At 45.0% G+C, this 12,759-nt stretch carries 8 protein-coding genes; 6 read left to right on the forward strand and 2 right to left on the reverse strand.

Annotated features, from left to right (window positions below; all coding sequences use genetic code 11):
- Positions 1–237 precede the first annotated feature (237 nt).
- Positions 238–2,034 (forward strand): ATP-binding protein, encoded by a 1,797-nt coding sequence (locus SIO70_RS21090; RefSeq protein ID WP_320574046.1) that lies wholly within the window; start codon positions 238–240, stop codon positions 2,032–2,034.
- A 230-nt stretch (positions 2,035–2,264) separates the two neighbouring features.
- Here the strand turns inward: SIO70_RS21090 and SIO70_RS21095 are convergent, their stop codons facing one another.
- Entirely contained in the window at positions 2,265–3,854 is a 1,590-nt protein-coding gene (locus SIO70_RS21095; protein WP_320574048.1) for a hypothetical protein, read from the reverse strand.
- 151 nt (positions 3,855–4,005) lie between these two features.
- On the opposite strand from SIO70_RS21095, the gene SIO70_RS21100 reads away from it, so the two are divergent.
- From SIO70_RS21100 to SIO70_RS21120, 5 genes are all read left to right on the forward strand, one after another.
- Positions 4,006–6,606, forward strand: coding sequence for a M1 family metallopeptidase (locus tag SIO70_RS21100; protein ID WP_320574050.1), 2,601 nt, complete (start codon positions 4,006–4,008; stop codon positions 6,604–6,606).
- A gap of 170 nt (positions 6,607–6,776) precedes the next feature.
- Complete coding sequence (locus tag SIO70_RS21105; RefSeq protein ID WP_320574051.1) at positions 6,777–8,519, forward strand: hybrid sensor histidine kinase/response regulator; 1,743 nt, start codon at positions 6,777–6,779, stop codon at positions 8,517–8,519.
- A gap of 209 nt (positions 8,520–8,728) precedes the next feature.
- Positions 8,729–9,703: a terpene synthase family protein gene (locus SIO70_RS21110; protein ID WP_320574053.1), complete on the forward strand. Its 975-nt coding sequence runs from the start codon at positions 8,729–8,731 to the stop codon at positions 9,701–9,703.
- A 256-nt stretch (positions 9,704–9,959) separates the two neighbouring features.
- Positions 9,960–11,015, forward strand: coding sequence for a ParM/StbA family protein (locus SIO70_RS21115; RefSeq protein ID WP_083725705.1), 1,056 nt, complete (start codon positions 9,960–9,962; stop codon positions 11,013–11,015).
- Position 11,016: 1 nt separating this feature from the next.
- Positions 11,017–11,460 (forward strand): polymer-forming cytoskeletal protein, encoded by a 444-nt coding sequence (locus tag SIO70_RS21120; protein WP_320574058.1) that lies wholly within the window; start codon positions 11,017–11,019, stop codon positions 11,458–11,460.
- 127 nt (positions 11,461–11,587) lie between these two features.
- Here the strand turns inward: SIO70_RS21120 and SIO70_RS21125 are convergent, their stop codons facing one another.
- A complete protein-coding gene (locus SIO70_RS21125) occupies positions 11,588–12,664 on the reverse strand; it encodes an NADH:flavin oxidoreductase/NADH oxidase (protein WP_320574060.1) in 1,077 nt (358 codons plus the stop codon).
- Between the last annotated feature and the right edge of the window lie 95 nt (positions 12,665–12,759).

The raw sequence follows: 12,759 nt of genomic DNA on the forward strand, positions 1-12,759 counted from the left end.
CTTAGCAATCTCCGTTATCACAAAACAAATCACATGAAAAAAAATCACAAAGGTGGTCCTATTATTACCTAAACTGTACATGCAAATGTAGCTATCCACCCCAAAATTAATCAGTTTCAGCTCATTGCCTTCTTCTTAACTCTGATACCATCACATGGACTGGATTTACTGTACAAGCCGGGAACTTGTCGTTAAGTCTACGAAATGTTATGTTCCGTTAAATTAAAATATCGGTACATGAACCTACTACAACGAATCGTTACTACTGGTTGCAGTAACGTGAAGCGTACTTCATTGCAGGAGGTTGAAGACACACAACGAATTATCCGCTTCGTGAATACATTGTGTCTGACCTGTGCTGCTATGTCCTTATCCCTCAATTTGTGCTGTCACTACCTGATTGGAAAACAAATCAATGTTTTGCCAGCCTTCGCCGAAGCTGCTGCCTTTGTCTTTATCATTTGCATGAACGGGGTGGGAATACACACCCTCGCCAGCATTCTACTGATCATCGTTAACAATGTGGCCATTCAATATTACAGCGCTGTCATGGGGCGGGTCACAGAATTTCATCTGCTGTTTATTTTCCTGGTTGTATTATCATTGCTATTATTCCAGCGACCTTTTCTGAGAACGTTGACCATTGGTATTACTATTGGGTGTTTTATGGCCGGCGAAATCAATATGTACTTTGGTTTCTATCCGCCTGTCATGAATTTAGCCACTGATTTTCCTGCTCAATTCGTGATTCGGTGGGCGACCATTCCATCTATCCTGCTCCTTGATCTGATGGTATTCGCTTTTTATATTAAGAATGCAGAAAGACTGCGGAGCCGCGAAATGACGCAGGTGCAGAAAATGCTGGAGAAAGTCAGGCTGCAAAATTCGGAACTCGAAGAGCTCACGGCCAAACTGGCCAGGGCTACTGATGCCAAGACTGTTTTTGTACGTGAAACCAGTCACGAGATCCGTACCCCGCTGAATGCCATTTTTGGTATCAGCCAGCTTTTACAACTCAAAGTAGCGCAGGACAAAAGCCTCGCTCCTATCCGGCTGTTGGCCGATCACCTCTACGCCGCCAGTTTTAATACCAGGGAAATCATTAACAATGTATTAGAGTTTTCACGGATCGAAGCCGGCAAGGCTGATACGGCGCAAAACGCTTCACTGGATGTCAGGGAATGGCTGGACAATGTGGTGAATATCCACCAATATATAGCAGGGGTAAAAATGGTCCGGATCCGGTATAATATATCAGAAGAAGTACCGGAATTCCTATTCCTTGACAAAATGTTGCTTACGAAGATGCTCAATAATCTCCTGTCAAATGCGATCAAGTTCACAGCGAGTGAGAGCAATGTCTCCATTCATATTTTCCCTAATGGAGGACGGTTGAATATTACCGTGGCCGATCAGGGAGAAGGGATCAGTGAAGACAGGCAGGCTACTATTTTTGATGCCTTTGTATCAGAGCGGAATATATTCCTGGAAGGTACTGGTTTGGGCCTGCACATTACGCGTCACCTGGTGGAAGCTATGGGTGGCACTATAGATGTGAAGAGTCAGGAAGGCATTGGTACGACCTTCACGGTATGCCTGCCACTGGAAGGTGCAGAAAGTCTGCCGGGCAAAGACCAGAAAGACTGGCCGGAAAGAATGATGAACCTGAATGCTGCCAGCATCCTGATTATAGAAGATGATAAAATGAGTCAGATGGTTTTATCACGGTTCCTCTGTAGTTTAGGTAGCAGGGTCACGCTGGCCAGCGACGGTGTGGAGGGCATGCTCCTGGGCAGGGCTTCAAAACCGGATATCATTATACTGGATGCGCATATTCCGGGTATGAGCGGCAAAGATACACTTACTCATATTCGCGAAGATGATGTACTAAAAAATGTGCCTGTCATCATCGCCAGTGGAGATGCTTTTAATGAAGCCAGTGAAGAAATGATCAATGCGGGGGCGAATGAATACTTAGTAAAACCTATTGAGTTCAAGGCATTGCATGCCACGCTTACGAAATATATTGAGTAACAAAACATTCATGAAAAAGGGAGGGCACCAACAGGGATGGAAACCATTTTCAGAGAAAAAGAGGCCGTATCAACAGTAAGATACGGCCTCTTATAATTTGAGTACCTGGTAGAATTTTTATGCGGTTCTCAGGAGTTTCATTTATTAATTACACCCTCCTTATAATTCGGTTACCTGGTAGTAACTGGTATCATTTTTATGAGAAATATTTTCATTCACCCTTGTTCTGCTTAGAATTGCACCCAGGCAATATTTGCAGTTTTTGTCTCCCCCTTTCTTGTGATCAGCAGCGTTACATACTGGCTTTTCTCCTGCTTAAAATCACTGGCCCCCAGCATGGTATAATAGCCTTTGTAGGTTTCAGGGGTTCCAAACAGGAACATCCTTTCGCCGGTACTATTATAGCAAACGGTATTAGCGTCGGTGAGGTAGCGCAATGCTTTCTTATCGGTATACACACCACCCGGATCCAGGTATTGCAGGTAATCATTGAAAATGATAAACTTACCACGTGCTGTCGCCAGGTAATCAAATGACAGGTAAGGCGTGGTATTCAGGGCCTGAATCCTGTTGCGGAACATCCATTGCCCTTTCTTTCTGCGATGCAGGAACATGGGGTCATAGAGACCGTTCGCCACCTGCATCTTTATTTGTGCAATACCTGATTTTACCGCACCTGCGCTATCCAGGGTCATGATACCTATATCATTCATATTAGTATGGATATTATTCCAGGCATTGGCATTGCCGGAACTGAACAGGCTTGTACTTTCCAGCAGCAGTGTGGCAGTACCGTCATCCGCTGTCAATAGTTGTTGTGGTACACCGGAATAAGTAGCGCTGATCTTATCCGGCGTTACTGCCTGGTGACGATATTCTTCTAATGTGCCGGCATCCAGGTAACTGAGCGTCATAGCCACACCCGGGGTTTTCGTCCCTTTGCCCGTAGCATTGGTGAGTAATAATACCAGTTTCTGAGCCGCAGGTATATACTGGATATTGGCATGGATCTCCTGCATATTCGTGGTATAAGGCAGCAGCTGGTGCTTGACTTCTGTATCATGAATATTTGATACGGCTACCATGCATACAGTATCTTTTGTATTCTTGCGGATGCGCAAAGGAGCTGTGACCAGGTATACCTGATCGATGTGTACGGCCATGTCCAGATAACCGTGATAAGGGTAATCTGCAGAAGGCAGGTAAGTAGTACAATGTCCAATCTGCTGATGATCAGGGGAATACTGGTAAACCTGTACCCGTTCGCCAGGTGTTTCCTTCCGATCCATTTCACCGCCCGCAAAAGCAGCAACGGCATAATAGCCGCTATGCGGGTCTTTGGCCACATAGAAATCGTGAGAGGCAAAGTTGTCCTGTACCACTACATCCCTGTGCTGGATAGTAGGCAGTTCGCCTAACTGATCTTCCTTTACTAACTGACCGGTTTTGCCATCCAGTATCAATCTGTATAGACGTGGTTTGTACTTAACCAGTTGCTGCAGGAAGATGACTACCTGGTTGTTTATTTCATAGATACCATCAATTTCTGTGTCATTCAATGCGTTTACATCGAACAGTTGGCCCGTTACCGTATCGGTCGTAGCAATCTTGTGCTGTGCATCGTACAAGTTGACGATAATACCTGCTTTTTTATCAAAATGCAGGTAAGCTGTATAACTGTTGTTGAGGAGTAGAATCTTGTCAAATCCATCTCCTGGTTCAGGGAAGTTATTACTAAGTTGTACCTGTGGTACCTGCGCGGAGAGTTGTGATGCAAATAACAGGGCAAGAAGGCTGGTGCCTTGCCAGAAATATCTCATAGGTAAAAAAAAGGTTATGAGTGTAAATGTATAATTAATTTCCCAAATGTTTAATGAGAACATACTGATTGTTTGCCCTTTATCCTTTTTTACTTGTCCTTTCGGCCCTTTTACTATATTTATGCATTATTATTAACAATTGAATGATATAATGAGAAGCAACAAGTTCTTACTTTTTTGTCTGTTAGGAGCAAGTCTGGCGGGTCCTGTATTAGCACAGACAGAAGCCCCCAAATACGATCCGCACGCGGCTTTTAATCCACTATTCTACCCTACAAATGGCAATGAGTACCGCAGCGCTTCCGGTGCCCCTGGCCACAAATACTGGCAAAACAAGGCGGATTATGCCATCAATGCGACCCTGGATACAGGTACACACAGATTGACTGGTTCCGTAGCTATTACCTACACCAACAACAGCCCTGATCAGCTGCCTTTTCTTTGGTTACAGCTGGATCAGAACATTTTCAGGGAAGACAGCCGTGGTACAGCTACCGCAGTAGTTACCGGTGGTCGGTTTGCCAACAAGAGTTACACCAAGGGGGATGAAATCAAATCCGTAAGTGTAGTGAGGAATGGCAAGGTTACCCCGGTGAAGTATTTAATCAACGATACCCGTATGCAGATCTTCCTGCCTCAGCCACAGTCTGCGAATGGCGCTGCATTAAAGATAAAAATTGAGTATGCTTTTGATATTCCGCAATACGGTACTGACCGTATGGGGCGCTTAACCACCCAGAATGGTTGGGTGTACGAGATTGCCCAGTGGTATCCACGCATGGAAGTATACGACGATGTACTGGGTTGGAACAGTATTCCTTACCAGGGAGCGGCAGAGTTCTACCTTGAGTATGGCAACTTCGATTACAAGATCACTGCACCTGCAGGTCTGGTCATAGTAGGTAGCGGTGAACTGGTAAACAGCGCCGAAGTACTGACTGCTAAAGAACAAGCCCGTCTGGCACAGGCTTATAAAAGTGATAAGACTGTGATGATCAGGGATAGCAGCGAGGTCGCAAAGCCTACTGAATCACGCAAGGGTAACCTGACCTGGCACTTTGTATGCAAAAATGCAAGAGACGTGTCCTGGGCAGCTTCTAAAGCATTCGTATGGGATGCGGCACGCCTGAAACTGCCAAGTGGCCGTAAGGCACTGGCACAATCAGTATATCCGACCGAAGCGATTAAGCGTCCGAACGGCTGGTTCAGATCTACTGAATTTGTAAAAGGTTGTATCGAGTTTTATTCCAAACAATGGTTTGAATATACTTACCCCGTAGCCACCAACGTAGCTGGAAGCATTAGTGGTATGGAATATCCGGGTATCGTATTTTGTTCATGGAGAAGCACCGGTTCCGGTCTTTGGGGTGTAACCGATCACGAATTCGGTCACAATTGGTTCCCGATGATCGTGGGTAGCAACGAACGTAAATATGCCTGGATGGATGAGGGTTTTAATACCTTCATCAACCAGGGGTCTACCGAAGCCTTTAACAAAGGAGAATACTTCACGCCCATGCAGGTACAGAATACCGGCCGTGGCATGTTTGGCACAGATCCGATCATGACGGTTCCGGATGTGATCCAGAACAGTTACCTGGGTATGGCGGCTTATTTTAAACCTGCTGCCGGGCTGACCATTCTGCGTGATTATGTTCTTGGCAAAGAGCGTTTTGAATTTGCATTCCGCACTTATATAAATCGCTGGGCGTTCAAGCACCCGACTCCGTGGGATTTTTTCCGTACGATGGAAAATGCAGCTGGTGAAGACCTGAGCTGGTTCTGGCGTGGTTGGTTCCTGGAAAACTGGGCACTGGACCAGGCGGTAAAAGATGTAAAATATGTAAGCGGTGATCCTGCCAAAGGTGCGCTGATCACCATCGAAAACCGTAACCAGCTGGTTATGCCGGTTGTACTGGCCATTACCGACAGCAATGGCAAAACAGATACTGTGAGCCTGCCTGCTGAGGTATGGCAACGTTCTGGTACCTGGACATTTAAGTATAACTCTGTCACCAAACTGACAGGTGTAGTGATCGATCCTGCGAAAGGCTTACCGGATATAGATCCTTCCAACAACGTATGGAAAGGTGAAGTGCGTAAAGTAGCGACAGGTACTACCGCAACAGATGTGATCAATCGTTATTTTGCTGCGATTGGTGGTATGGACAAACTGAATGGCATTAAGGATCAGTCAATGTCGGCCATCGGTAGTGTACAGGGTACAGAAATATCCATGACAAAGAAGTACAAATCTCCTGATAAGTACTTCATGGATATCTACATTGCTGCTATGGGAGCACATGCAAGTCGCCTGATCATCAATGGCGACAGCGTGGTTGCTGAACAAATGGGTAACAGGATGCCGGTAGATGCTGAAATGAGGAAAGAACTGAAAGGTAGCCTGGAACTCTTCCCTGAAAAGGAATACCTGAGTGATGGCGCTAAGCTTGTGCTGTCTCCCGATTTCGATCAGGTGAATGGCAAGGATGCCTATAAAGTAATTGTGACTGAAACCGATGGCGAAGTGATTGAACTGTATTTTGATGCGACTACCTATTACAAGGTAAAGTCCGTCAACAAACAGGGCGACCAGGTAACCGGTATGCTGGAATTCAGTGATTACAAAGACGTTAGCGGTATAAAATTCCCATTCACCCTTGTCAATACAATTGGTGGCAATCAGCAGATCAATTTTAAGGTGAACGAGGTGAAGGTAAACAGTGGGCTGAATGATAGCGAGTTTAAATAATTTAATAACTAACTCGTTTTAAATATAGTATTTTGCATGAATCGCTTCTGCCTCTGGTAGAAGCGATTTTTGTATGTAGCATTTATATATAGTTCGTTATATTGCAACAAATTGATAAATTTCAACTAATTAGGATGAGTTTGGCCGTGCTGTAATAAACCCAAAAGCGAATGCATATCAGAGACACACTTACAACTATTACACACACTGGAGCACAAGTGGATGACCTGGATCTGCGAACACGTATTATCAAGGTGAATACGATATCGCTGATCATTGGGTTGTTAGTTACTTTTTTTGCATGGTTCTTTTATGCTATTTCGGGGAAAATGGAAATCCTTATCGCGGCTTCGATGGAGGGGGTTGCTTATTTTTCTATTATATGGATAAACAGTAAGGGTAAATATGATCTGGCTGCCCTTTTAGCCCAGTTAATTCCCAATATCGCTACACTTTATTTTGGTATTATATTATCGGCTGTGATAGAAGCAAGTCTGCTTGCTATTTTCCTGATTGGTACCAGTTTTCTTATTATCAAAGACACAAAGTACAGGATCATATCAGTTGGATTGACCATGGCTGTGGTGATATTACTGCAGGTCAATGATGAGATACATTTGATAACGCCCTTGACCTTTGGTATTACCAATCAGCGTATTATTCACTTCTCTGCTGTTGTAGTTGTATTTAGTCTCAATATACTTATCATCGCATTTTATGTGAACCAGAATGACATATTGGTGGCGGAGCTACGGGAAAGAGGTGAAAAGCTGGCAAAAGCCAATGATTACAAGAGCGTGTTCGTGCGGGAAACCAACCACGAAATCCGTGTTCCACTGAATGCCATTCATTCTATTAGTCAGCTATTAGTAATACAAAGTAAGCAGCAGCAAGAGCTTGCGCCTATCCGTGCTACGGCGGAACACCTGTGTGCAGCGAGCTATCACGCTCTGGAAATTATCAATAATGTACTGGAATTATCAAGGATCGAAGTTGGTAAGATACATGAGGTATTCCGGGAACCATTTGATGTCAAAAACTGGATTGATAATATCGTAATCACCAGTCAGTATATCGCAAGAAATAAAGGCGTGAAAATCACGCTGGATTATGACAGGCAGCAAATGCCTGCACAGATATGCAGTGACAAAGTGAAACTGACACAGATCGTTAACAATATCCTTTTCAACGCTATTAAGTTCACGGCTGATAATTCTACTGTATTCGTCCAGGTGTCTACCGAAAAGAACATCTGTTATATCCGCATCCGGGATTCGGGTCAGGGTATGGATAAGGAGCAGCTGGAAAAGATCTTCGATCCGTTTTTCACCAGTAAGAGTGATTTCTCGAATGGTACCGGGCTAGGGTTGCATATAGCGCGTTACCTGGTAAGTTTGCTGGGAGGTGCGATCACAGCGGACAGTTCACCGGGAAAAGGGACTTTGTTCTGTATTGCCTTCCCGCTGGTGGGCTTTGAGGGAAATAAGCCTGCACAACCAGTGATGAAGGAAATGCCGCCCCTGCCCTCCTTTACGAACATCCGCATGATGATTGTAGAAGATGACCAGATGAGCCAGATCTACCTGACGCGTTATTTGTCAAGCCTGGGGTGTCATCTGCAAACGGCTTCTACCGGTCAGCAGGCATTGAATGTGATGCAGGAGCAGCCACCGGATATCATACTGCTGGATAGCCATCTGCCCGATATGGATGCACTCGCGTTACTGAATAAATTGAAAGTTATACCCAAATTAAAGGATATTCCCGTTATTATCACCACAGGTGATGTATTTGAAGAAGCCAAAGATGCGCTATTGAATGCAGGCGTAGCCGGCTATGTTACAAAACCCATCGATTTCAATGTACTGACCCAGGAAATCAATAACTGTCTCAAGCTTCCCGCCCTGTTTTAATCTCTCTACTTGCCGTATCTTCACGTTATATAATGTTGGTTTACAACCCGTAGTATGCTGTCATATACTCAGCCTTCACCAGGCTCATAGTCATTTATGCCGTTCTTATACTTTTGAATGTCTTCTCTTGTGCTACTGCGGAGTTCCCGCAGCGCTATCCACTACTAATCCAGGCTTGTTTTTCTTTCACTCATAAAACACACACAAGTATGAAGACTATTAACGTTCCGCAGCTTTACTGTCCTTTTGAGTCAAGGATCAGTCCATTTGTAGACAAGGTAGACAGACACACTACCAATTGGCTACACCGATTTCAACTCCTGTCAGGGGAGGAATTGTACGAGAAGTACGCGAATTATAAGTTTGCCTGGATGACATGCAGGACTTATCCGGATGCAGATTACGATTTTCTTTGCGCTGCCAACAATCTCAACTCCCTGCTGTTTGTTATGGACGATTTACTGGACCATGCTTCATCAGAGACCGCAGGTTATAGAACTGCGGATTATGTACAAGGTATCATTGGGGGCTTTGTGAATGTATTACGACTCAACAAGCGGGTGCCTGTTTCTGTAAGCCCGATCATGGCGGCATTCAGCGACTTTTGGGAAAAGATGCGCCGGTTGAGCAGTGCCTCCTGGCAATGCCAGTTTACCCTTAGTCTGAAGGCGGTGTTTGAAGCGGGTATGTGGGAGATTGAAAACTCCCGTGCACAGCGGCATCCGAGTATGTTGCAGTACATGAAAATGCGGCCTTATTTTGCGGCGGCCAACCTGGCTACGGACCTGCTGGAAGTCGCTACCAAACAGAATCTGCCCGTTTTTGTGTTGCAAAATGAAGATTTCCAGCGCCTGGTAGAACTGGCGCGCAGAACCATCTGCTGGTCAAACGACCTTTTCTCGCTCTCTAAGGAATTGGAACATGGGGATGAGCACAACCTGGTCGTAGTGATCGAACACGAAAGGAATATTTCGCTGGAACAGGCCATAGAAGAGACAGCCCGGATACACGACCGGGAGATTGCACAGTTCAATGAATTAAAGACACAGTTACCCTCTTTTGGTATCAGGATCGATACTGCCATCCAGGATCACCTGGATGCTATGGGCACCATGCTAAGGGGGTTTATGGACTGGTCAATTTATGACACTGCAAGGTATGAGTTCAATTATGTAACGGAATAAGGTTACACTATTTTGCGAAAACCCGTTTTGCAGCGGGTTTTCGCTATGTTCTGTCCGCTTGATTATCAATATTTTTAAGTTACATCTAAATTTGTTTTGGGTGATGTTTAATATTATTTTATATATTTAATGTTATTGTAACGCGGGAATAATAATCCCTTTCCGCAATTGTAGCGATTGGTTCCCCTGTTTTCCAGGTTGCCCAGGTATAAAAATTTGTAAACTTTAGAAAGTTTTAATCATATAATCCTGCATCATGAAAGTATCTGCCATCAGTTTTCCCAGCGTGTTCGAGTCTGCGTATGGTAACACAGAAAACTCCTCAAAAGACCTGTTGAATGGTTTAAAAATCAAAAAAGACGATAACTGGTACATAGTTGGTAACCTCGCCAGAAGAGGCGGCATCAACCCGGGGCGTATTACGAATGCGGCTCCCCAGGAAGACGATTATGAAATACTCTTCAAAGCCGCGCTGGTTAATGTATTGGACAAGGTGCAACAACCCTTGTCTATCACCATGGGATTTCCATTCTCCACCTATAATATTTACAAGGCAGCTGCAGAACAATTCCTGAGTAAGAGACATTTTCTGATAGAATATGATACGCAGACTTTCAACAACAAAGGCACGATCAAAAAAGGGATGCTGGATATTGAACGTTTTGAAGTGATTCCTGAAATAGTGGGTGGTATTATTGGCTTAAAGAAGACCCTGAATGAGCCGAAGAATGACAACTTTATTGCAGTGAGCTTTGGTTTTGGTACGATTGAAGGAGGTCTGGCTACAGCCGATGGTTTGATAAACCGTACCTGCTTCAGTTCTCATGGTATTAAATATGCCATTAACAACCTGGCCCGTGAGCTGAATAAAACATATTACCTGGATATGAAGAATGAGCATCAGCTGGATGATGCTTTTATGAAGGGTTCCATTTTTACCAACCGCAAACGCATTGACCTCAAAGAAACGCGTAAAGCCCTGCTGAAACAGTATTACAAAGAAGTGGTATCTCCGCTGATGCGTAATTATTTCACTGACCAGGATTTTGAAACCTGTAGCAAAATCTACCTGATGGGTGGTGGTGCACATTATCGTGAACTGACGGATTGCTTCCTGGAAGAATTTAAGGATTTTATTCCTGTTGATGTGGCGCCGGATCCTGAAAACCTCGTGAGTATAGGTTATCTTTATAACTCACTGCGTATCTCTGATGATAAGCATCAGCGTAGCGTGGGCCTGGACCTGGGCAATGCCTCTTCTATCATTTCTGTGTTTGAAGATGAAAATATATCTGCGGTTTCAAAAATATGATGTGTCTGTAATAATTGAAATACTCAAAAATGCCTTCCGGAAAGGCATGTTCGTGATACCGAAAGAAGTGTCCGTACAGGGCGCTATCGAATCTCCGGTTCCGGGCCGTATAGATGGCACTGTTCGTGGCGATGTGCGTACAGAAGGTTTGCTGACTATCGGCAATACCGCCAGTATAAGAGGTAATGTGTACGCGACAGACCTGATCCACTTCGGCAAAGTCTATGGTGATATCTTTATCACCAATAAGGCAGTAATCAGTAATAAAGCCTATATAAAGGGTGATGTGACGGCATTGATATTGGAGTTGGAAGAAGAAGCGGTAATAGAAGGGGCGATCCGAAAACATGTAAATGACCTGGAGAACGCGGTTCCACCGGATACCGAGCCAGAACCGGACGTACCCTTACCTGTGGAGGAGGAAAAGCCGACCAGTTGGTTTTAAAATATTGAAAGGAGGGGTTATCTAAAATAAAGGATCCTTCTCAGCATTTCTTAAATGACTACCAGGTTTCATTAGGTACCTGAATAAAAGGAGGCCGTATCATAAGTAATGATACGGCCTCCTTATTTTAATGTCTTGGTTTAGCTCTTTCGTACTGCACCGGCCATTTCAACGACTCATCTTTTAACTGATGGGCTGCATGAAGCGGGAAGTAAGGATCTCTTAGTAATTCTCTTGCTAAGAACACCAGGTCTGCCTTGCCTGTACGCACGATCATTTCGGCTTCTTCGGCAGTGGTGATGAGACCTACGGCTCCTGTTAGGATGCCGGTTTCTTTCTTTATATGATGAGCAAATTCGGTTTGGTATAATGGGCCTACCGGGATTTTCTGGCGGGTATCGAGACCACCGGAGGAGGTGTCGATTAAGTGCACGCCTGCATCTTTCAGGATGGCGGCCAGTTTGGTAGATTCTTCCAGGTTCCATCCCCCTTCTACCCAGTCGGTCGCAGAAATGCGGACAAATAACGGGTTTTCTTTTGGCCATACTTCCTGTACAGCGCTCACTATTTCGGTGAGCAAACGGATCCTGTTTTCGAAGCTACCACCGTATTCATCGGTCCGGTGGTTGCTGAGTGGTGACAGGAACTGGTGCATGAGGTATCCGTGGGCACCGTGAATCTCGATCACTTTAAAGCCTGCTTTGAGGGTACGTACAGCCGCTTCTTTGAAATCGGCAATCACCTTCCCGATTCCATCCTTATCGAGCGCTTTTGGCTGTCCGTAGGTATCAGAAAACGGAATGGCGCTGGGGGCCATGATATTTTCCCACCCACCCTGCTCCACGGGCACCAGTTTCATCCCTTTCCAGGGCTCTGTCGTACTGGCTTTTCTGCCGGCGTGGGCCAGCTGTACACCGGCTACAGCGCCATGGGCGTGGAGGAAATCTGCAATCTGTTTTAGCTTTTCGATGTGTTCATCTTTCCAGATGCCAAGGTCTGCGGGGGAAATGCGGGCTTCCGGCGATACGGCGATCGCTTCTGTGAGGATCAGGCCTGCGCCACCTACTGCCCTGCTGCCCAGGTGTACGAGATGCCAGTCATTGGCGAAACCGTCTGTGGAGCTGTATTCGCACATTGGGCTTACCACGATCCTGTTTCTTAATGTAACTGCGCCAATCGTGAGCGGCGTAAATAGTGCTGCCATAATATTGCTCTTCTTTAGATCTGTAAATTAAATAGAAACGATTAATAATAGCGGGACCAATGACTAAGGAAACCCGGGAATGCTATAAAGGTAAT

This window comes from Chitinophaga sancti, from assembly GCF_034087045.1.
Taxonomy (GTDB): domain Bacteria; phylum Bacteroidota; class Bacteroidia; order Chitinophagales; family Chitinophagaceae; genus Chitinophaga; species Chitinophaga sancti_B.